At 67.0% G+C, this 21,093-nt stretch carries 21 protein-coding genes; 4 read left to right on the forward strand and 17 right to left on the reverse strand.

Annotated elements, in window-relative coordinates; all coding sequences use genetic code 11:
- Positions 1-412: 412 nt before the first annotated feature.
- From murU to ACUXVE_RS19505, 4 genes are all read right to left on the reverse strand, one after another.
- Positions 413-1,123 (reverse strand): N-acetylmuramate alpha-1-phosphate uridylyltransferase MurU, encoded by a 711-nt coding sequence (murU, locus tag ACUXVE_RS19490; protein ID WP_093817557.1) that lies wholly within the window; start codon positions 1,121-1,123, stop codon positions 413-415.
- An 11-nt stretch (positions 1,124-1,134) separates the two neighbouring features.
- A complete protein-coding gene (locus ACUXVE_RS19495) occupies positions 1,135-2,160 on the reverse strand; it encodes an aminoglycoside phosphotransferase family protein (protein WP_445514983.1) in 1,026 nt (341 codons plus the stop codon).
- A gap of 66 nt (positions 2,161-2,226) precedes the next feature.
- Positions 2,227-2,496 carry a GlsB/YeaQ/YmgE family stress response membrane protein gene (locus ACUXVE_RS19500; protein WP_025874000.1) on the reverse strand — a complete coding sequence of 90 codons (270 nt, stop codon included), beginning with the start codon at positions 2,494-2,496 and terminating at the stop codon, positions 2,227-2,229.
- A 69-nt stretch (positions 2,497-2,565) separates the two neighbouring features.
- Positions 2,566-4,059, reverse strand: coding sequence for a M20 family metallopeptidase (locus ACUXVE_RS19505; protein ID WP_222390432.1), 1,494 nt, complete (start codon positions 4,057-4,059; stop codon positions 2,566-2,568).
- Positions 4,060-4,257: 198 nt separating this feature from the next.
- Here ACUXVE_RS19505 and ACUXVE_RS19510 point away from each other — a divergent pair, with 198 nt between their 5' ends.
- The 4 genes from ACUXVE_RS19510 to ACUXVE_RS19525 all read left to right on the forward strand — a co-directional run bounded on the left by ACUXVE_RS19510 (position 4,258) and on the right by ACUXVE_RS19525 (position 7,375).
- The gene (locus ACUXVE_RS19510; protein WP_261311946.1) at positions 4,258-4,584 is read left to right on the forward strand and encodes a ComEA family DNA-binding protein; all 327 of its coding nucleotides are present in this window, start codon (positions 4,258-4,260) and stop codon (positions 4,582-4,584) included.
- A gap of 337 nt (positions 4,585-4,921) precedes the next feature.
- Positions 4,922-5,989, forward strand: a complete 1,068-nt coding sequence (locus tag ACUXVE_RS19515; RefSeq protein WP_445514984.1) for a L,D-transpeptidase — start codon at positions 4,922-4,924, stop codon at positions 5,987-5,989.
- A gap of 17 nt (positions 5,990-6,006) precedes the next feature.
- A complete protein-coding gene (locus ACUXVE_RS19520) occupies positions 6,007-6,732 on the forward strand; it encodes a murein L,D-transpeptidase catalytic domain family protein (RefSeq protein ID WP_025873996.1) in 726 nt (241 codons plus the stop codon).
- A gap of 34 nt (positions 6,733-6,766) precedes the next feature.
- Complete coding sequence (locus ACUXVE_RS19525; protein WP_222390430.1) at positions 6,767-7,375, forward strand: HutD/Ves family protein; 609 nt, start codon at positions 6,767-6,769, stop codon at positions 7,373-7,375.
- A 175-nt stretch (positions 7,376-7,550) separates the two neighbouring features.
- Here the strand turns inward: ACUXVE_RS19525 and ACUXVE_RS19530 are convergent, their stop codons facing one another.
- From ACUXVE_RS19530 to ACUXVE_RS19590, 13 genes are all read right to left on the reverse strand, one after another.
- The gene (locus ACUXVE_RS19530; RefSeq protein WP_445514985.1) at positions 7,551-9,155 is read right to left on the reverse strand and encodes a sulfite reductase subunit alpha; all 1,605 of its coding nucleotides are present in this window, start codon (positions 9,153-9,155) and stop codon (positions 7,551-7,553) included.
- Positions 9,152-10,123, reverse strand: a complete 972-nt coding sequence (locus ACUXVE_RS19535) for an FAD:protein FMN transferase (RefSeq protein WP_445514986.1) — start codon at positions 10,121-10,123, stop codon at positions 9,152-9,154. The genes ACUXVE_RS19530 and ACUXVE_RS19535 overlap by 4 nt, the downstream gene beginning before the upstream one ends.
- Before the next feature lie 55 nt (positions 10,124-10,178).
- Positions 10,179-10,982 carry a DUF4198 domain-containing protein gene (locus tag ACUXVE_RS19540; protein WP_445514987.1) on the reverse strand — a complete coding sequence of 268 codons (804 nt, stop codon included), beginning with the start codon at positions 10,980-10,982 and terminating at the stop codon, positions 10,179-10,181.
- 125 nt (positions 10,983-11,107) lie between these two features.
- The gene (locus ACUXVE_RS19545) at positions 11,108-11,626 is read right to left on the reverse strand and encodes a DUF2271 domain-containing protein (RefSeq protein WP_032975835.1); all 519 of its coding nucleotides are present in this window, start codon (positions 11,624-11,626) and stop codon (positions 11,108-11,110) included.
- 40 nt (positions 11,627-11,666) lie between these two features.
- The gene (locus ACUXVE_RS19550; protein ID WP_033830536.1) at positions 11,667-12,302 is read right to left on the reverse strand and encodes a PepSY-associated TM helix domain-containing protein; all 636 of its coding nucleotides are present in this window, start codon (positions 12,300-12,302) and stop codon (positions 11,667-11,669) included.
- Between the two features lie 281 nt (positions 12,303-12,583).
- Entirely contained in the window at positions 12,584-15,004 is a 2,421-nt protein-coding gene (locus tag ACUXVE_RS19555) for a TonB-dependent receptor domain-containing protein (RefSeq protein WP_445514988.1), read from the reverse strand.
- A gap of 148 nt (positions 15,005-15,152) precedes the next feature.
- Positions 15,153-15,548 carry a hypothetical protein gene (locus ACUXVE_RS19560; protein WP_445514989.1) on the reverse strand — a complete coding sequence of 132 codons (396 nt, stop codon included), beginning with the start codon at positions 15,546-15,548 and terminating at the stop codon, positions 15,153-15,155.
- Between the two features lie 172 nt (positions 15,549-15,720).
- Entirely contained in the window at positions 15,721-16,398 is a 678-nt protein-coding gene (locus tag ACUXVE_RS19565; RefSeq protein WP_445514990.1) for a Fe2+-dependent dioxygenase, read from the reverse strand.
- A 10-nt stretch (positions 16,399-16,408) separates the two neighbouring features.
- A complete protein-coding gene (locus tag ACUXVE_RS19570) occupies positions 16,409-17,128 on the reverse strand; it encodes a tetratricopeptide repeat protein (protein WP_445514991.1) in 720 nt (239 codons plus the stop codon).
- Between the two features lie 70 nt (positions 17,129-17,198).
- Positions 17,199-19,481 carry a TonB-dependent receptor gene (locus ACUXVE_RS19575; protein WP_445514992.1) on the reverse strand — a complete coding sequence of 761 codons (2,283 nt, stop codon included), beginning with the start codon at positions 19,479-19,481 and terminating at the stop codon, positions 17,199-17,201.
- A gap of 152 nt (positions 19,482-19,633) precedes the next feature.
- Positions 19,634-20,038 (reverse strand): hypothetical protein, encoded by a 405-nt coding sequence (locus ACUXVE_RS19580; protein WP_445514993.1) that lies wholly within the window; start codon positions 20,036-20,038, stop codon positions 19,634-19,636.
- A gap of 161 nt (positions 20,039-20,199) precedes the next feature.
- Positions 20,200-20,532: a non-heme iron oxygenase ferredoxin subunit gene (locus ACUXVE_RS19585; protein ID WP_025873985.1), complete on the reverse strand. Its 333-nt coding sequence runs from the start codon at positions 20,530-20,532 to the stop codon at positions 20,200-20,202.
- Positions 20,529-21,068 carry a GNAT family N-acetyltransferase gene (locus ACUXVE_RS19590; protein WP_445514994.1) on the reverse strand — a complete coding sequence of 180 codons (540 nt, stop codon included), beginning with the start codon at positions 21,066-21,068 and terminating at the stop codon, positions 20,529-20,531. Before ACUXVE_RS19590 ends, ACUXVE_RS19585 begins: the two co-directional genes overlap by 4 nt.
- Positions 21,069-21,093: the final 25 nt, after the last annotated feature.

Below are 21,093 nucleotides of genomic sequence, written 5' to 3' on the forward strand. Positions count from 1 at the left end.
GCTTTTCCTTCTTTTCCGTGGCTGGACCCACACGCAGACTGTCAGAGGTCGGGCGGGTGGGCCATGCAGGGGCGTTGCCGCCATGATGGCGACAAGTAGATCCACGGCATGCGTGGATGAGATTTTCCGGGGAAGGACTGCCCTGGATCCGACGTGCTCGGCTTTTGGTGGGTGACGACCGTTGGTCGTCACCAGAGCAAGCGCAGCGAGGCGACCCGCTTCTGCTTTTCCTTCTTTTCCGTGGCTGGACCCACACGCAGACTGTCAGAGGTCGGGCGGGTGGGCCATGCAGGGGCGTTGACGCCATGGATGGCGCCATCGAGCTTACATGGACGTACTTGCAGCGTCCCCTGCATGGCCCAACCGTCCGGCCAAGCACGCGATCCGCTCTGCGCGACCCACCACGAGGGGCTCAGCCGTTCGCGGTCAACTCCGCATCCAGCGCATGCAGGCGATCAACGGTCCCGACATCGGTCCAGCGCCCGCGATGGTGCTGCCCCGTCATCAACCCCTGTGCCATGAAATGCTTCTGCAACGGCACCACCGAAAACTTCGGTGGCACACGCTCGCTGCCCGGTGCCTGGCCGATCACCGCGCGCCAATCGGCCACGATCGACGGGCGATAGACGCCGATGCCCGCATACGTCAGGCACGGGCCTTCGCGGTCATGATGCAGCACACCGTGCGCGTCCAGCCGGTAGTCGCCATTGGGGTGCTGCGCCGGGTTGTCGACCAGCACCAGATGCGCTTGGCCGGCCGGTTCACGCGGCAGCGTGGCGAAATCGAAATCGGTCCAGATATCGCCGTTCACTACCAGGAACGGATCGTCCCCCAGCGCCGGCAGTGCATTGAGGATGCCGCCACCGGTTTCCAGCGGGGTATCGCCTTCGTGCATGAAATGCAGGCGCAGGCCCCACTGGCTGCCATCGCCCAATGCGGCCGGGAACTGCTCGGCGAGCCACGCGGTGTTGATCACCACGTCGTGGACGCCGAGTGCAGCCAACCGCTCCAGATGCCACACGATCAGGGGTTTGCCGGCCACCGCCAGCAGCGGCTTGGGCGTGTGCAGGGTGAGCGGACGCATGCGTTCGCCCAGACCCGCAGCAAAAATCAGTGCCTTCATCGATGCGGCCTTCAGCGCTGCACGCGCATCGGCGCGGCCAACTCGGCCAGCGCCGGTTTGATGCGCGTTTCCAGCAACTGCTGCAGGGGCGCCAGTTCGCGGTACCTCGGCAGTACTTCATCGAGGTAGGCGATGAAGCGCGGCGCATCGTCCAGGTAGTGGCCCTTGTTGTCGCGGTAACGCAGGCGGCAGAACAGGCCGAGGATCTTCACGTGGCGCTGGATGCCCATCCAGTCGGCATCGCGCAGGAAGGTGGCACGGTCGGGTACCGGCAGGCCGGCATCGCGTGCGCGCTGGTGATACTGCGCCAGCCATTCGTCCACGCGCTGCAGCGGCCAGCTCAGGAAGGCATCCTTGAACAGACTTACCGCGTCGTAGGCGATCGGGCCACGCACCAGGTCCTGGAAATCCAGCACTGCCGGGCCGCCATCCACCGGCATCAGGTTGCGCGGCATGTAGTCGCGGTGGGTCATCAGCTGGGCCTGGCCCAGCGCGTTGTCCATCAGCCGACGGTGCACCAGCTGCAGGCCTTCGATCTCGCCGCAGTCCAGTTCAAGGCCAAGATGGCGTTGCAGGAACCACTCGTCGAACAGGCCCGCATCACGCTGCAGCAGCGCTTCGCCGAACCGGCCGAAATCGCCCGGCACCGGGATGGCCTGCAGGCGCAGCAGCTGATCGATGGATCGGCTGAACCACGCGTCGGCATTGCGTTCGTCGAGGATCTTGGCCAGCGTCGGGCCACCCAGGTCTTCCAGCAGCAGGAAGCCGGCGTCGAGGTCCTGGGCAAGCAGGGCGGGCACGCGCAGGCCGTGATCGTGCAGCAGGCCGCGCATGCGCAGCCACGGCCGCGGATCTTCCAGTCCCGGCGGAGCGTCCATCACGATGTGGCTGCCGCGCTGGCTGGTGGTGCGCCAGTAGCTGCGCATGCCGGCGTCGACCGAGGCGCGTTCGACCACGGCGTTGCCATCGTCAAGCTGGGTACGGGCCCACTGCAGGCGCTGTGCGCTGCGCTGGGGATCGGAGGCGGGTTCGGTCATGCAGGCAGATCCGGGCGCGCCGGGCGCGCCAACGTCGGGGGCGGAATGGGAAAAAGAGAGGGCGGCTCAGCGGCGGCCGCTGAACAGGCGCAGGATCGCCAGCACGACCACCGCACCCAGCACCGCGCCGAGGAAGCCGGCCGGTTCACCGGGCGCGTACCAGCCCATGTACTGGCCGAACCAGCCGGCCAGCAGCGCGCCGATGATGCCCAGCACGATGGTCAGCAGGCAGCCCATGCGGTTGTTGCCGGGCATGAAGAAGCGTCCCAGCAGGCCGACGAAGAAGCCGACCAGGATGATGTAGAGCCAGCTGGTGCTGCCAAACAGACCGTTCATGCGATCAGTGCTCTGGAAGGTTGGACGCAGCCTAGCAAGGCCAGGCTGCGTCCGTCACTGCGTGATGGATCAGCAGCAGCCGTGGTCACCGTGGCGGGTGCCGCTGTCGGCGGCCACCGGCGAACCGCTGGTCTCGCCACGCAGGCTGGCCGCGTAGTGCTCGCTGATCACCTTGGACACGCACGCGGTGACCTTCTTGCCCATCGGGATGTGCAGGAACTCGTTCGGGCCGTGGGCATTGGAGTGCGGGCCGAGCACGCCGGTGATCATGAACTGGGCGCCCGGGAACTTCTCGCCCAGCATGCCCATGAACGGGATCGAGCCGCCTTCACCCATGTACATCGCCGGCTTGCCGAAGAAGGTCTGGCTGGCATCGTCGATGGCCTTGGTCAGCCACGGTGCCATCGCCGGCGCGTTCCAGCCGGTGGAGGCCTTTTCCAGGTCCAGGGTGACCTGCGCGCCGTTCGGCGGATCGCGCAGCAGCGCTTCCTTCAGCAGCTCGCCGCAGGTCTTGCCGTCGGCAGTGGGCGGCAGGCGCAGCGACAGCTTCACTGCGGTATGCGGGCGCAGCACGTTGCCGGCCGATTCCAGCGGCGGCATGCCGCCGATGCCGGTCACCGAGAGGGCAGGGCGCCAGGTGCGGTTGAGCACCAGCTCGGTCAGGTCGTCGTTCATCGGCTTGAGGCCATCGACCAGCGGGAATTTCTCGAAGATCGCGGTGTCGACCACGTCGGCGGCACGCTTGGCCTGTTCCAGCCGCTCGGCCGGGATCTCCACGTTCATGCCGTCGATCAGGATGCGGCCGGTGTCCTGGTCCTCGATGCGCGACAGCAGCTGGCGCAGCAGGCGGAAGCTGGACGGGACCACGCCGGAGGCATCACCGGAGTGCACGCCTTCGTTGAGCACCTTCACCGAGAAGTTGCCGCCGGTCAGGCCGCGCAGCGAGGTGGTGCACCATAGCTGGTCGTAGTTGGCACAGCCCGAATCCAGGCAGACCACCAGCGACGGCTTGCCGATGCGGTCAGCCAGATGGTCCACGTAGGCCGGCAGGTCGTAGCTGCCCGACTCTTCACAGGCTTCAATCAGCACCACGCAGCGGGCATGCGGCAGGCCCTGGGCCTGCAGTGCCAGTACGGCGGCCAGCGAGCCGAAGATGGCGTAACCGTCATCGGCACCGCCACGGCCATACAGCTTGTCGCCACGCAGGACCGGGGTCCACGGGCCCAGGTCGTCGTCCCAGCCGGTCATCTCCGGCTGCTTGTCCAGGTGCCCGTAGAGCAGGATGGTGTCGTCGCCGGTTTCGGCGCCGGTAGCCGGAATTTCCAGCAGAATCAGCGGGGTACGGCCTTCCAGGCGTACCACTTCGACCTTCAGGCCGGGCAGGTCCTGGGCCTTGGCCCAGGTTTCCATCAGGGTGACCGCCTGATCCATGTAGCCGTTCTGCACCCAGTTGGCGTCGAACATCGGCGACTTGTTGGGAATGCGGATGTAGTCGACCAACTGCGGGACGATTTCGCTGTCCCACTTGTCATTGACGAATTGGCCGAGCTTGGCGCTGTCCATCTGAAACTCCGGTTGCATGGCTGATCCGCCCATTCTACGCCTCGGCCAAGGGTAGGGTTTTCCCTACATCACGTCGGGTATTTGGCTGGCTTTTAGAAATCCGTGAACCCTATACGCTGTGTGCATGTGGTGACGGACACTGTTTCGACCGACGGGATTGCCAGTCGGGACGGTCAGAACCACAAGGAGATACACGTCGTGCCTTGGTTTGTCGTGTTTAGGGTGCTGGTGCTGGGAGTGTGGATCGCGGCGGCGCAAGCTGCCGAGCCGATCGACATCAACCGGGCCGATGCCCAGGCGCTGCAGCAGGGATTGACGATGGTCGGGGCCACCAAGGCTGCGGCGATCGTCGAGCACCGGCGCAGACACGGCCCGTTTCACCGCGTCGAGGACCTGACGCAGGTGAAGGGGATAGGGACATCGATCGTCGAACGGAATCGACGACGGATCACCGTTGGCAACACGATGTTGCCTGCGGATCCGGTACCCGGATCGGTACCGGTGCGAACCGTACCCAGGCGCTGACAACAGGAATCGTCGGAATCTGCAGGATGCAGGTTCAATGGCTGCGGACAGGATGGCTGCAGCCGCCGACCGTCGCAGGGATGCGGCACCAATCACCAGGATGGTGGCATCACAGACCTGTGGAAGGGGCTGAGATACAAACAGGACAGACGCGGCCGCGTGCAGGATGCAACGCCGCCCCCGCTTCGCAGGATGCGAGGGGGTGGCAGCAGGCCGACAGGGACGTGACGATTGCCCGGTACGACACATGGCTGTGTCGCCGGGCAATTTCTTTTGGCGCGGCTGCGACGTGCCCATGGTGTACGGTGGGGACTTCGCATGGAATGGAACCGGCTGGATGCACCTGCACCGTTTGACCTTGCTGCTCGCCGTGGCCTTGGCACTGCCGTGCGCCGCACAGGCGGCCGCCCCCTCCAGGCCCGTTGCGGCCACGACCTCCGAAGTACGCGGACCGACCGACCTCAAGCCGGGCGAGTACCTGTGGCATCCGGAAGTCTCGCCGGCCGGTCCGATCGTGCTGGTGGTGAGCCTGGATGAGCAACGGGCTTACGTGTACCGCAATGGCATTGCCATCGGCCTGACCACGATCAGCTCGGGCAAGACCGGCCATGAGACGCCGACCGGTGTGTTCACCATCCTGCAGAAGGACAAGGACCACCGCTCCAACCTCTACAACAGCGCGCCCATGCCGTACATGCAGCGGCTGACCTGGGACGGCATCGCCCTTCACGGCGGCAGCCTGCCCGGGCACCCGGCCTCGCATGGCTGCGTGCGCCTGCCGCAGGCCTTCGCCCAGAAGCTGTTCAGCGAAACCAAGCGCGGCGATACGGTGGTCGTGGCCGATGCCAAGAGCGCGCCGATGACGCTGGCCTATCCGGCGGTGCTGGCGCCGGTGAATGCACGCGGCCAGGCCCTGCCGGAAGGCGAGGGCGGTGCTCCCGACAAGGCCTGGTGGGATGATGCGGCCGCACCCAGTGGCCAGGTCGGCATCCTGGTCAGCCTGCACGACCAGCGCCTGTACGTGCTGCGCGATGGCGTGATGATCGGTGAGTCGCCGCTGAAGGCCGACGCGCTGCCAGCGTTCCAGGGCACCACCCTGTTCGTGATGGGCCAGGGCTACAGCGATACGCCCAGCCCGCTTGATGCACAGCAGCGCCTGCACCAGTGGACGGCCTATCCGCTGCTCGGCCAGGACCGCGCCCAGGCCACGCCGGACCTGCTGGCCACGCCGTCGTTGCCGATGGCCCTGCCGGCCGATTTCGCCCGCCAGCTGTACCAGGTGCTGGTGCCGGGCACGACCCTGCTGGTGACGTCGCTGCCGGCGGTGCGCCCAAGCGCGGCTGAATCGGGAATGCAGCCGGTCTTGGAATCGGAGCCGCCAGCGTCCACCCTCAAGGGATCCTGAGACCTCCCGACGTGCCCATGTCTGCTTCCCGCCTGTGCCGGCTGGCCGCCCTTGGCCTGCTGGCAACCACTGCCAGCGCCCCGGCCGGGGCACAGACGCCCATTGCCGCCATCAGCGCCGACGACCTCGCCGCGCAGCTGGCACGCACCGCGCCCAAGGCCGACCGTCGGGTTCTGCAGTTGGCTGCCCACGCCATGCGCTGCGCACTGCAGCGGCCGGAGCTGGGAGTCAGCAGTGAACGCCTGAGCGTGATCGATTACTCGCGGCCGTCCACCGAGCCGCGCATGTGGGTCTTCGACCTGGCCCGCCAGCGGCTGTTGTTCGAGGAGTGGGTGGCGCACGGCCGCAACAGCGGCGAGAACCGCACCGAACATTTCTCCAACCGCGATGGCAGCTTCATGTCCAGCATCGGTGCGTTCACCGCGCAGGAAACCTACATGGGCGGCAACGGCTACTCGCTGCGGCTGGCAGGGTTGGAGCCGGGGTTCAACGATCGTGCACGCGAGCGCGCCATCGTCATCCACGGTGCGCCGTATGTGAATCCGTCCACTGCGCAGTTGCAGGGGCGGTTGGGGCGCAGTCTGGGCTGCCCGGCGGTGCGGTTGTCGGTGGCCAAGCCGCTGATCGACGCGTTGCGAGGCGGCACGATGGTGTTTGCGTACTACCCCGACAAGGACTGGCTCAAGCACTCACAGCTGCTGGGCGGCGATTGCGGTACGGCTGCGGGTCTTGCAACGCGTTGATGCGTTGCGGCGCGCGGCATGATGCAATGCGCGCATGAACATCGACTCCCTGTTGCAGACCCCGAGCCAGGTGATTTCCAGCCTGGACTACCGCCGCGAACGCTGGCGCAACGGCCTCGGCTGGACCCGCGAGATCCTGCGGTTGCCAGCGCAGGGCGATGATTGGGCGTTGCGCCTGTCGGTGGCCGAGATCGAGCAGGACGCCGCGTTTTCCGCATTCCCGGGCGTCGAACGCGAACTGGTGCTGCTGCAGGGCAATGGCGTGCGCCTGCGTTTCGAGGACGGCCGCGTAGCCGAGGTGCTGCCACCGCATGGGCGCGTGCGTTTTGCCGGTGAAACTGCGCTGCACGGCGAGCTGGTGGACGGCACCACCCACGATTTCAACCTGATGTGGAAGCGCGGGCTGCTGCAGGCCGAGCTGCTGCATCGTCCACTGGTCGGGCCGATGTTCTTCTTCTGCGAGCCGGGCGTGGCCTGGGCCCTGCACCTGTTGGGCGGGCAGGCCATGTTCGGCGCGGACAGCGGATTGCCTGCGATGCAGGCCGGCGATACCGCGTGGTTGGCCGCCGGTGAGCGTCAGCGGCATGCATTGCAGGGCGGTGGCGAGTTGCTGGCGATACGGGTGAGCGCGGCGGGCGGCTGAGCCAGCGTCGGCGCCCGGAAGCAATCATCCACGCATGGCGTGGATCTACTGCAGCATGGTTGTCACCCTGGATCCGCGTAGATCCACGCCATGCGTGGATGCGGCAACCGATGCCGCAGCAGGGTGCGAACCAAGGTTCGCACCCACCAGGAGGCAATTTGCCCCACGCGTTCGCTCAATACACGTCGCGCCGGTAACGACCGGCCAGCAGCAGCGCTTCCTTGCCGTCGGCACCGAGCACCTGCTCGATCACCGTATCCACTGCCGGGGCCATGCCCTGCAGGCTGCCGCACACCAGGATCGTCGCGCCGTCATCGACCCACTGCCGCAGCGTGGATGCTTCGGCCAGCAGGCGATCCTGCACGTAGCGATGTGTGCCGCCATCACGGCTGAATACCGTATCCAGGCGGGTCAGCGTGCCGTTGCCGAGCATCGCCCGTAGTTCATCGCCGAAGTGGAAGTCATGCGCGGCCGAGCGTTCGCCGAACAACAGCCAGGTGCGGCCACCGCCAATGCGTGCGCGTTCGTGCAGGTGTGCGCGCAGGCCGGCGATACCAGTGCCGTTGCCGATCAGCAGCAGTGGAACATCGGCGCCGACGCCATGGAAATTCTCGTTGCGGCGCAGGCGCATCTGAACCGGCCCGCCGATGGCGGCGTGGTCGCACAGCCAGCCACTGCCGATGCCCGGCGTGCCATCGGCACGCAGCTGCCGGCGCAGCAGCAGTTCCACCGCGCCGTCGTCCATCACCGAGGCGATGGAGTATTCGCGATGGGGCAGGGGCTGCAGTGCCGCCAGCAGCCCAGGCAGATCGCCTGCTGCAACCAATGACGGCAGGTGCGAGCGCGCAACGCGGGCGAGCAGCGTAGTGCCGTCGTCCAACACGGTGTCCGCATCGAAGCCCTGCGTCTGCAGCCAGTCGCGCGTGCTCTGTTCGGCATGCTGCGGACCGACTTCGGCGATGTCACCGGCCTGCCACTGTGCGCCGCTGCCGGTCGGGGGCTGCAGGCGCAGCCAATGGACCGGACCACCGGCGCTGCCGGGGTTGAGGTGGGTACGCTGCAGCAATGTCCACGGCTGACACTCGGCCGGTGTCCAATCGGGAAGTTCGCTCGCGCCGCCGCCGAGCTGGCCAAGCAGTTGCTGCCAGTGGCGCAGGGCAGCTGGATCGGCGTTGTCGACTTCAATGGCATCGAACAGCGGATGTGCTCCGTGCTGGCGCAGCCAGTCGTGCAGCTGGTGGCCGAACGCGCAGAAATGCCCGTAGCTGCGATCGCCCAGTGCGAGTACCCCGTACTGCACATGGTGCAGCGGCGGCGGCGTGCCCATCACCTTGCGCAGGAAGGGCAGGGCGTGGTCGGGTGCATCGCCTTCGCCGGTGGTGCTGACGATGAACAGTGCACGCGCGCTGTCCGCCAGCAGTGTGGCATCGACTTCGTGCAGTCCGCGCAGGCGCACCGGCATGCCGGCTGAGCGCAGAGCCTGCGCACTGCTCTCGGCCAGTTCGCGGGCGAAGCCGGTCTGGCTGGACCAGGCCAGCAGCATCGGTGGGTCGCCGCCTTCGGGCGTGTCGTCGCGTGGACGGCTGCGCCACCACAGCACGCCACACGCCAGCAGATACAGCGCGGTGGCGGCCAGCGCGATGCCCCATTGCCGGGCCGGCGGTGCACCCTGCCACCACGCTTCGCCCAGGTGCAGGCGCAGCAGTGCCCCGCCGATCACGGCCAGCAGGGCCAGCAACATGACGTTGCCAACGGTCGCGCGCGGGAAACGCATGCTCATCCAGCCTGCTCATCCAGCAGCTGCTGGAAGGCGCTGCTGAGGGTTTCGCGTGGGCCGGTGGTGGTGCGTTCCAGGTAGCGTGCGGCCAGCCCCTCACGCTCTGCCAGCGCGATGCCTGCGTCGCGGCCGAGCACCGTCAGCGCGGTGGCCCACGCGTCAGCGTGCATCGCGTCGCTGGCGACCACGGTGACGGCGGCTGCGACCTGCCGTACCGGCGTGCCGCTGCGCGGGTCAAGGCTGTGGCTGTAGGCCACGTCATCGTCGTGATAGTGGTGCCAGCGATCGCCGGAGGTGGCCACCGCCTTTCCGTCCAGCGCCAGGACACGCGGTGGCGTATCGGTGTGGGCATCTTCTTCCGGCGCCGACTCCACCAGCACGCGCCATGGCTGGCCGTCGGGCTTGCGGCCGTAACCGGCCAGTTCCCCGCCGACTTCAATCAGTGCGGCATCGACACCCTGGCCGCGCAGCCAGGCGGCGACGTGGTCGACGCCGAAGCCCTTGGCGATCGCCGAGAGATCCAGCTCCAGGCCACCGGGCTGCAGCAGCGCATCGTCCTGCCAGTGCAGGCGCTGCCAGCCGCAGCGTGCACGGGTTGCCTGCAACGTGGCGGCATCGGGTGCGCGCCGTGCGCCGGCATGGGCGCCGAAGCCCCACAGCGCCACCAGCGGGCCGACGGTGGGGTCGAACGCGCCGCCGCTGGCTGCAGCGATGGCCTGCGCGCAGGCCAACACATGGCGTGTTTCGATGGGAAGCACGAGGTACTGACCTGCGTCGGAACGGTTGTAGCGGCTCAGGTTGGAACCCGTTTCCCAGGTGCTCATCTGCGCGACCACTTCATCCAGACGTGCCTGGATGCCAGCATGCAGTGGATGCAGGTCGCGCTGGCACGGTACGACCAGTGACACGCTCCAGGTGGTGCCCATGGTGGTGCCGCCCAGCCGGGCGATGTCGAGTGCGGTAGAGGTCATGGGCATGCGTGGCAGGCTGCGATACCAGGGCGTGCCGGGTATCGCAGCGCTGTCTTTACTGCGGCAGCACTTCCAGCGTGGCGACGTAGCTGAGGCGGCGCTTGGCGGCCTGCTTGACCGAGGTCTTCTTGTCCTCGGTGCCGGTTTCCAGCCAGTACATGCCGGCTTCCGGCCAGGTCACCTTGATCTCGCCCTTGGCGTCGCTGGTCAGCTTCTGCTCGTCCTGCGCGTTGCGGTAGCGGGTGCCGCCGCGCACGATCTCGAACTCCAGGCCTGCGGTCGGCTTGCCGTCGACCAATACGCGGAAGGTGGCTTCCTCGCCGGCGAACAGGTCGTTCGGGTGACCGACGGCCACCAGTTCGATGCCGCGGTTGGTCGGCTTCAGCGCGGTTTCGTTCGGCGCCCCGTTGGTGACGAAGGTCTCCACGCGGCCGACCGACTGGCTCACTTCCAGCTTCTTCGCATCCTTGGGCAGTTCGCCGAAGGTGGCGGCGGTACCGCGCCAGCGCTTGCGCTCGCCGTTCAGCTCATAGGTGGCCGACAGGCCGTCGTTGACCGAGGCGATGCGGTAGGTGCCCTGCTGCTTCAGCTCGACGTCGAACACGCTGCGGTACTTGCCGGTGGCCGCGTTCTGCGCCTGCACGGTGCTGCCGTCCGGGGCGGTGATCACCACCGATTCCAGGCGCAGCGGCACGTGGTTGAAATAGAACAGGTCGTTGGAGACCGCACCGTCGACGGTGATCCACGGCGCGTTGCCGGCGATCACGGTCTGCGAGGGCAGCAGCCAGGCCTTGTGGGCCAGGGCAGAGAAGGGAAGGGCAGCGGCCAGAGCGGCGGCGAGGACGAGCGTGCGCTTCATGCGGAAGACTCCAGGATGATTGATGGGGTCAGAGCCCTTCCTGCGGAAGTGATCCGACCCCCGGGGTGCTGCGATGGGGTCGGATCCCTTTCCAGCGGAAAGGGCTCTGACCCCGGCTCAGGCAATTACGGTTTGACGGCGAGGGTGACCTGGCCCAGTTCGGTGGCGCCCTGCGCGCGGCCGTTCTGTGCGGCGGTGGCCGGCCAGGTGAAGGGGATCTTCAGCAGTTCACGGCCGCCGACTTCGCGCACCGCTTCCACCACCAGGGTGTAGTTGCCCGGGGCCAGCTGCTTCAGTGCGGGCTGCTTGTCGTTGAACGACAGCGCGTGCTTGCCGGCCGGGCGGGTCGGGCCGGTCACGCCATCCACCGGCACCTGCAGGGTGCGGCCGCTCTTGCGCCACCACTGGCGCAGGTCGGGCAGCCACTTGGTGCCATGGCCTTCGCTGTTGCTGGTCTGCTGGTACCAGACCGACAGGTTGGCGGCGACCTTCTGGTCGGCGCCTTCCAGCCACACCGCCACATACGGGCGGTGGTACTCGGCCACGTTGAGCTTGGGCACTTCGACGTTGATGTCGAGGGTGGTGGCGTAAGCCGGCGAGGTGGCCAGCAGGCCGCTGAGGGCGATGGTCAGGGTGACGCGCATGGGGCGGCTCCGGAAGAACGGATGGAATACACAGTGGAAGTCAGTGGATCAGCAGCAGGGCGATCAGCAGCGGGATCATCAGGCCCAGGCCGACCAGTGGCCAGGTCATGCGTCGCTGCCGCGCATGCAGGTGCAGCAGGAACAGACCGGTGATGCAGAACACCAGGCAGGCGACGGCGAACACGTCCAGGAACCAGCCCCATGCGGGGCCGGCATTGCGGCCCTTGTGCAGGTCGTTGAGATAGGACACCGCGCCGCGCGAGGTGGATTCGTACTCCACCGCGCCGGTTTCGCGGTCGATGCTCAGCCAGGCGTCGCCGCCGGGGCGGGGCAGTGACAGATAGATTTCCTCGGCCGACCATTCGGCGGGTCGACCGCCAATGGAGATGCCCAGCTGATCGTCGAGCCATTGCCGGGCCGGGCGTGGCAGTGGTGCATTGCCGTCCTCGCGGGAGCCCAGGCCGCCGAGCAGCTCGGCCGGCAGTTCCAGGTGCTGGTTCTGCACCTGTGGCTTGGCCTCGATCTTCGCGGCATGGTTCAGCGTCAGGCCGGTCACCGCAAACAGCAGCATGCCGATCAGGCAGACCGCAGAGCTGATCCAGTGCCACTGGTGCAGGGTACGCAGCCAGAAGCCGCGGCTCTGCTGCTGCACGGTGGAAGATGCGGGACGGCTCACGGCACGGTTCGGGACGGATGAATACTGGCCATTACATCATTGATGAGAATTGCTCGCAATTAGATGTCGTTGTGTATCTCTGAAGGGGTAGTGCCGGCCGCTGCCGGCAATCCCATGCCAAGCATCGCGTGGTGGCCGGCCAGCGGCCGGCACTACCACGGGTCGGTAGATCCACGCCATGCGTGGATGGAGAGGTGCCGACCAAGGTCAATACGGCAGTAGATCCACGCCATGCGTGGATGGGGCGGTGCCGACCAAGGTCGGCATCCACCAGCGCAAGGTCAGAACTTCGCGTTGAGCGAGATCCAGTAGCTGCGGCGCTGGTCCTTGGTGGCGTAGTCGTCCACGCAGTTGTATTCGCTGGGGCTGGTCAGCAGGCACGACTGCGAGACGAAGTTCTTGTCGAACACGTTGTTGACCCGCGCGTTGACCGTCAGCCACTGCGTGGCCTTCCAGCTGCCACCGAGGTGGAAGAGGGTGTAGTCCTCGTAGTAGCGGGTATGACTGGCACCGGCGGCATCAAGGATCGTGTCGCGGTAGCGGTCGTAGCGGCCTTCGCCGATCAACGACAGGCTGATGGCATCGTTGAGCTGCCAGTTGAGGCTGGCGTTGGCCATGTGCTTGGCCGGCATGGTGCCGGTGATCGGCAGGCCCTTGCCGGAACCGGCGGTCTGCTCGCTCTTGGTCCAGGTGTAGTTGCCGCGCAGCTGCAGGGTGTCCAGCAGGTCGACGTGGCCGGCCAGTTCTGCGCCACGTGTCTCGGCCTTGTCGATGTTCACGCTCTGGGTGAAGGTGCTGTAGCCCAGCGACGCCCAGCCCGGGCCGATGTCCACGCAGTAGCCACTGCCGGCCGGCGCGACTTCACAGTTGGGGAACGTGCCGCCGCTGGCGATCTTGTCTTCGAACTTGTTGATGAAACCGGTGACGTTGAAGCCCCAGCGCTGGCCCTCGTAATAGGCGGCCAGCTCGTAGTTGGTGCTGGTTTCCGGCTTCAGGTTCGGCGAGCCCACCAGCGGCAGCACGCCCTGGCCACCAAAGCCGGTGATGCCGGGGAACAGCTGGTCCGGACGCGGGGTCTTGTAGCCGGTGCTGACGCCACCCTTGAAGGTCCAGGCATCGGTGGCATTCCAGACCAGGTAGCCGCGCGGGCTGAGGTGGCTGCCGAAGATGTTGTGGTCGTCGTAGCGCAGGCCGAAGGTGGCGGTCAGGGTGTCGGTCAGCGACCAGTTGTCCTCGGCGAACAGCGCCCACATGCGGTGCTTCTGTTTGGTGTTGCTGCGGTAGCCGGCACCGTCCATGCCGAACACGCCGTCCACCATGTCGGTGTCGTTGTACTGGCCGCCCACAGTCAGCTTGTGCGCACCGAAGTCGAGATCGAGCATCGTGTCCAGCACGTAGCCTTCCAGTTCCATGGTACGCAGCGGCCGCGGCAGGAACGCCTGCAGGCGTGCCTGTTCGCTGGCGTTGAGTGCGGTCAGGCCGTTGTTGCGGCCGGCGGCACAGTTGTTGGCGGCACCGGTGCGGCGGCAGACGTCGTTCCACAGGGTCTGCAGGCCGGCGCGCTCGTCCAGCGTCAGCGGCAGCGAGCGGCCGAGGTTGTTGCTCTTGCTGTGGGTCAGCGAGGTCTGCCAGGTGCCGAAGCTGTAGCGGCCTTGATGGGTCAGCGAGAGCTGGTCGCGCTCATAGCGCTGGTAGGCGGTGTAGCCCACGCGCGGCTGCACCACGCGGCGGGTGACGGTGCCGCTTCCATTCGGGTTCGGCACCACCGCGTTGCCCACGCGCCACAGGCTGGCCAGGCTGTCGAGGGTACCGGTCTGGCCTTCGCTGTTGTCGTACTTCTGGCGTGAGACGTCGTAGTCCAGCCACAGTTCGTGGTCGTCGTTGACATGGAAGTTCAGGCGCACGCCGGTGTTCCAGTTGGTGTTGGCCACCGACTTGCCGCCGCCACCGAAACCGATGCTGCGTTCCCACAGCGTGCCGTCGGGCAGGGTCAGTGCATCCCATTCGGGATTGGATGCCTTGGCGTCGTAGTAACTGCCGCGCACGGCCAGGCCCAGGCGATCCTTGACCAGCGGGCCGCTCAGGTACAGATCGGTGCTGCGCGCGTCGCCGAACTGGTCGTCCTGCTGCACGGTGAAGCCTTGGGTGACCGCGCCATGCCAGCTGTCCTGGTTGCGGCGGGTGATGATGTTGATGACGCCGCCCATTGCATCCGAGCCGTACAGCGTGGACATCGGGCCACGCACCACTTCGATGCGCTCGATCGCATCCAGCGGCGGCAGGTAGGCGAACTGGCCACCACCGAAGTTGTTCGGATACAGCTGGCCGGCGTTGCTCTGGCGGCGACCGTCGATCAGCACCAGGGTGTACTCCGACGGCAGGCCGCGCATGGAGATGGTGGCGCGGCCGTTCTTGTCGGTGGCTTCCAGGCCGACGTCGATGCCTTCGACGTCGCGCAGGGCGTCGACCAGGCTGGTGTAAGGGCGCTTGCTCAGCTCTTCGCGGCTGACCACGCTGATGCTGGCCGGTGCATCGACCACCTTCTGCTCGAAACCGGAGGCGGTCACCACCACCTTGTCCAGCGTCTGCGGCGCGCCGCTGGCGGCACCATTGGCGTAGGCGGGCGCCGCGACCGCAGCCAGCACAGCGCTGGTCAACAGATGGCGGGACAGGGACGAACGGACACGCTGGCGCTGGGCCATGGCAGATACCTCGAAGGATGTAGGGCAGCGCGATGCAGGGCGCGGAACGCGCACGGCAGGGCAGGGATGGCCCGGTCAGGGGCGGCAGGGGCGAAACAGGCAGCGGCGAGCCGTCGCAACCGCGCAGGCGGTCACGGCGTGCCGTGGATCAGGCGAGCGGCGGCGCCTGGCCGCGTTGCTGGCGGCGCCCGGGCGCATCGGCCCAGGGCATGTCCGGTACGGCCAGCGGCCAGTGCGGACGCGCGCCGGAGGGAACCGACGCAGACGGAACCAGATCACGTTCGGTGCGCAGCCAGTGGCTGACCAGCAACAGCGGCGGTATCGGCTTGTCCGTGGACTTGGCCGGTGCCGAGGCGCAGCGCCGCAGTTTGGCCGGCGCTTCTTCCTGCAAAGGGCCTTCGCCGCCGCGCTCTTCCAGCGGCTGCTGCAGCGCCTGCGGCGCGGCAGCATGGGCGACCGGCAGCAGCGGCAGGGTGCCCAGCAACAGCGTCAACATCGCCACCCACGCCAGCAGGCTGGCCAGCGCAGGCCGACGGCCGCGCATGGCGGTGCCGAGCTGTACAAGCCGAAGTGGGCGGGGGCGGAACGGGCGACGCAAGCGGAGATCCCTGGCTGGCCGGAACATCCGGCGTCAACGGGGCGTGATTGTAATGAGACCCGTTAGCCGTTGCAAATGAGAATGATTGCCAAATTGCCGCAGGGGTGGCCTGATCGGTTCAGACCTCGCTCCAGCGTCGCAGCAGGTTGTGGTACACGCCGGTCAGCTGCAGCACTGCATCGGCATCGCCATTGGTCTGCCGCAGGCGCTCGATGGAAGTATCCATCTCCCACAGCAGACGACGCTGCACATCGTCGCGGATCATGCTCTGCACCCAGAAGAACGAGGCCACGCGCGCACCGCGGGTGACCGGATTGACCTTGTGCAGGCTGCTGGAGGGATACACGATCAGATCACCGGCCGGCAGTTTCACTTCGTGCTCGCCGTAGGTATCACTGATGATCAGCTCGCCGCCGTCGTACTCGTCCGGGTCGGACAGGAACAGCGTGCAGGAGATGTCCGAGCGCAGCTGCTCGCCGTTGGCCAGGTTCATCACCGCGCCATCGACGTGGAAGCCGTAGGTGCCGCCGCCGCTGTAGCGGTTGAAGCGCGGTGGCAGGTACTTGAAGGGCAGCGCGGCGCTGAAGAACAGCGGATGCCGTGCCAGGGCCACCAGAATGGTTTCGCCCAGTTCGCGGCGCAGCGGCGAAGCTTCAGGCAGCTGCTGGTTGTGCTTGGCCTGCGCGCCGAGGTGGCCGACTGTCTCGCGGCCATCGGTCCAGTCGGCTGCGTCGAGCCTGCGGCGGATGTCAGCCACCTGTCCGGTGCTGAGGATGTCGGGGATGTGCAGCAGCATGCGGAAGTCCTCAGCAAGCAGACGGTGCGACCAGCGCGCGCACTTGTGGGTGGGGTGAGGCGGCCAGCTCGGGCACGATATGTGCCATGAACGCGGGACTGCCGTGCTGCAGCGCCAACTGCAGCCAGTGCACGGCCTGTTCGATCTCACCGGCCTGCAGAAGGATGGAGGCGTAGTTGGCCTGGCCACGGAAATCGCCGGCCTCGGCCGCGCGCCGATACCAGCCCAGTGCAGCCTGCGGATCGCGACCGGTGTCCAATCCATCTTCCAGATGCCGGGCCAGCAGGTTCATCGATTTGGCGTGGCCCAGATGGGCCGCGCGGGTGTACAGCGTCAGTGCCTGTGCACGGTCCTGTGGTACGCCGCGGCCGGTGGCCAGCAGGTTGGCCAGGTTGTACAGGCCCCAGTCCAGGCCGGTGTCGGCGGCGCGCCGGTACCAGACCGCTGCGAGCGAAGGATTGGCGGTGGTGCCCTGGCCCAGCTCATGGCAGCGGCCAAGCATGTTCATCGCCATCGGCGCGCCGTTGTTGGCTGCAGTCTCGTACCAGAGCACGGCCGCAGCAGCGTCCTGGGGCGTGCCTTTGCCTTCCATGTGCATCTGCGCCAGCAGCAGTTGCGCCTCCACCTGCCCGGCCTGTGCTGCATCGCGCACGCGCGCGAAGGCAGCCTGCGGGTCGTGCAGCAGCAGGTCGGTCAGGGCGTCGGAATCAAAGGGGATGTTGGAAGCCATGCGCGGAGTATCGCCGGAAACAAAAACGGCGGCAGGAGATCCTGCCGCCGCGTGGGTGCTGCGGGTTACATCAGAACTTCACGTTCAGTGCCAGGGTGGCCGAACGACCCGGGGCGATGCTCGCGTAGTGCGACGCGTAGGCCTTGGTGAAGTAGGTCTTGTCGGTCAGGTTCTGCACGTTCAACTGCAGGCTGATGTTGTCCTGGATCGCGTAGCTGGCCATCGCATCGAAGCGGGTGTAGCTGGGGATCCACTTGGTGTTGGCCACATCACCGTACTGCTTGTCGGAGTAGTTGGCGCCGGCGCCGACGGTCAGGCCGAACGGGAAGCGGTAGGTGGTCCACAGGGTGGCGCTGTGCTTGGCGGTGTTCGGGAACACGTTGCCGTTGTACGGCGAGGGCACGTAGATGTTGGACGGGCAGGTGCGGCCGGACACGGCGCAGACGAAGCCGTTGTCCTTCAGTTCCGAATCCAGGTAGGTGTAGCCGCCGTACAGGCTCCAGGCGTCGGTCAGCTGGCCGGTGAAGCCCAGTTCCACGCCGTTGATTTCCTTCTTGCCGGCGTTCTGGCTGGTGCCGTTGTCGACGGTCACGCGCGCGTTGTCCATCACGGTGTGGAAGATCGCCGCGGTCAGGTTCAGGCGGTTGTCGAACAGGTCCCACTTGGTACCCAGTTCGAGGTTCTTGGTGTCCTGCGGCTTGAGGTCGGCTACGGCCGCGCTGAGACCATCGGAACCATCGCCACCGTCCATGCCCGGCGGGGTGGAGGAGGTGCCGTAGGACAGGTAGATGCTGCCGTTGGCAGCCGGCTTGAAGACAATGCCGGCCTGGTAATTCAGGAAGTCATTGTCGTTGCGCACGCGGGTCGGCGCCTTGCCGGCCACCGGGGTGGTCAGGGTGGTGGAGAAGTCGTCGTAACGCAGGCCGACGTTGATCATCCACTGCGCGTTCAGTTCGATGGTGTCGAACAGGTAAGCGGACTTGGTCTTGGTGCGCTGCTCGACGTCCAGCGCCTTGTCGCTGCGGTACACCGCATGGGTGGCCGCCCACGGATCGTTCGGGTTCGGGTTGTCGAAGCTGGTGCAGTTGTAGCCGGTGGCCGCGCCGGTGGTGGGGCACTTGCTGCTGTTGGTCAGCGGATTGTTGGTGCCCGGGGTCATCAGGTAGCTGCCACGGGTCATCTTCTCGTCGCTGTATTCCGCGCCGGCGCTGTAGCTGTGCTTCAGTGCACCGGTCTGGAAGCTGCCGGTCAGGCTCAGCTGGTCGGCGAAGCTCTTGACGTCGACGGCGCGGCTGTTGGTACGACGCCACAAGGTGCCGTAGTTGTTCGGGTTGCCCTGGCTGTCGTCCGGCTGGGTCCACAGGTAATCGTTGCTGGTGTTGCCCAGGCGCGCGATGTTGCGCAGCTTGTGGCTGCCGAAGTCGTAGCTGCCGTCCAGCGTGCTGATGTCGGCGCGGGTGCGCTGGAAATCGCGGTCCACCAGGCCGTAGTAATTGTTGCGGTCGGGTACCATCGGGCGGCCGTCGACCCACTTCGACACCGGCGCGCCGTTCGGGTTGCCATACGGGAAGCCGCCAGCGTCGGGCAGGTCATCGCTCTGCATGTGGTAGTGGCTGGCGATCAGCTGCGCCGGGCCGTTCAGGCCGAACGCGATCGACGGCGCGATGCCCCAGCGGCTGACGTTGGCCGCGTCACGACCGGCAATGTCCGACTCGTGCTTCATCAGGTTCAGGCGTGCGGCGATGCCATCGCCCAGCACGTAGTTGGCATCCACGGTGCCGCGTGCGTAGCTGTCGGTGCCGATGCCCATGCTGGCATTGGTCTCGTTCTTCAGCTTCGGGGTCTTGCTGACCAGGTTGAGGCTGCCACCACCGGAGTCACGACCGCCGTAGGCCGAGCTCGGGCCCTTGACCACTTCCACCTGCTCCAGGTCGAACACTTCGCGGGTCTGCGAACCGACGTCGCGCAGGCCATCGACGAACATGTTGCTCTGCGAGTCGAAGCCGCGGATGAAGGGGCGGTCACCGGTCGGGTTGCCGCCTTCGCCGGCGCCGAAGGTGATGCCCGGCACCATGCGCAGCGCATCCTGCAGGTTGGTCGCGCCGGTTTCGGCGATCAGCTTCTCCGAGACGATCGAGACCGACTTCGGGGTGTCCAGCAGCGCGGCGGTGAACTTCGGCGAGGACGGGTTGAACCAGCTGCCGCGCACCTGGACCTTGTCCAGCTCGGTGGCCTTCCTGGCGCCGGCGTCGTCGGCGGCCTGCGCGGCCAGCGGCGCGAAGCCGGCGGCGAGGGTGGCGGTGGCCAGTACGGAAACGCGAGGTGCGTACTTGCGGGTCTTGATGTGGGTCATGGGTAGGTTGGCGATGGCGTGGATCGGGAATGAGCGAGAGCTGGCCAGCACGACTCAATGGCGCGATGGCGGCGGCGAGGTTCGGGTAGTGCCAGGCCATGCCCGGCGGCAGTTCAGACGAGGCGAGGCGCACGGCAATGGCCGCAGGGCCCTCAGATGGCGTGCGGTGCCGGAGGTGCGTGGCCGGGATTCAGGCGCAGCGAGGGGTCGTGCAGCTGCCAGCGCAGGGCATCGGAGTGCCACAGTGGGACATGCGCCACCAGCGCAGCACGCGGCGGCGCAGCGCCGGTACAGGGGGTGCTGCCCTCAGCGTCCAGCGGAGGCTCCGGGGCCGGCACAGCGTGGTGGGGGCATTCGTCGCTGGAAGGTGCCGGCAGCGGAGCGGCCTGGTCCATATTGTCCAGAAGCGCCTGCCAGCCGGCGTTGGTGGCGTGGCCGCCACGCCCTTCGTGCAACGCCGACCAGCCCAGCAGCAGCGTCAGCAGCGCGGCCACAAGCAGCGGCCACCCCTGACGGGCGAGCTGGCACAGCGTGGCAGTGGGCGCGGACGAAGCCATGGCGCAGGCGGTGGCGTTACGAAGATGTTACGTAGGATAACATCAACGATAATGATTCGCATGTACGGGCATGGGAGGCCACCCGGAGCGGACCCGAAAGGCCCTGGCAGGGCCCTCAGGCCGTTCCAGTAGATCCACCCCATGGGTGGATGCCCTGGGCTTCAATCGCGGTCGTCGCGGGTCCAGATGGCGTCGTGCTCGCGCTTCACCGGAAACTTCGGCACAGCGGTATAGGCCGGCGCACACAGGGCGCGGCCATCGCGCACGTCGAAGCGCGCGCCATGCAGCACGCATTCAACGCTGCCTTCGGCGGTGTTGAACTCACCCGAGGACAGCTCGAACTCCTCGTGCGTGCACTGGTCTTCCAGCGCATACAGTTCGCCGTCGAGGTTGAACACCACGATCGGCGTGCCGGTGACTTCGTCGAAGACGCTCTTCATTTCGCCCGGCAGCAGTTCGGCGCCGGCGCAGACAAAGGTCCAGGCCTCGCTCACGCGGTGGCTCCGGCCAGCGGCTTTTCCAGGATCTCGAAGCGCAGGTCGTCGCGCTTGGGGATGCCGAAACGTTCGTCGCCATACGGGAACGGCTTCTTGATGCCGGTGCGCTGGTAGCCGCGGCGCTGGTAGAAGGCGATCAGTTCGTCGCGGATGTCGATCACGGTCATCTGCATCACCGGCACGTTCCATTCGCGTGCGGCGTGGGCTTCGGCCGCGTCCATCAACTGCTTGCCGACACCGCCACCCTGCTGGGCCGGGTCGACCGAGAACATGCCGAAGTAGCCCTTGCCGTCGACGTCGGCGACGTGGGCGCAGGCCACGAGCTGGCCGTCGCGTTCGGCCAGCAGGATGGTCGAGCGCGGGCGGTCCAGGTCGCCCTGGATGCCTTCGGCATCGACGCGGGCGCCGTCCAGCAGGTCGGCTTCGGTGGTCCAGCCGACGCGGCTGGCGTCGCCGCGGTAGGCCGAGGTGACCAGGCTGATCAGGGCGGGGATGTCGGCCGACGTGGCGGCGCGGAAGGTCAGAGTGCTCATGGGGGCATTCTAGGTGGGGCGGGGG

Source organism: Stenotrophomonas sp. 3(2025), from assembly GCF_052665395.1.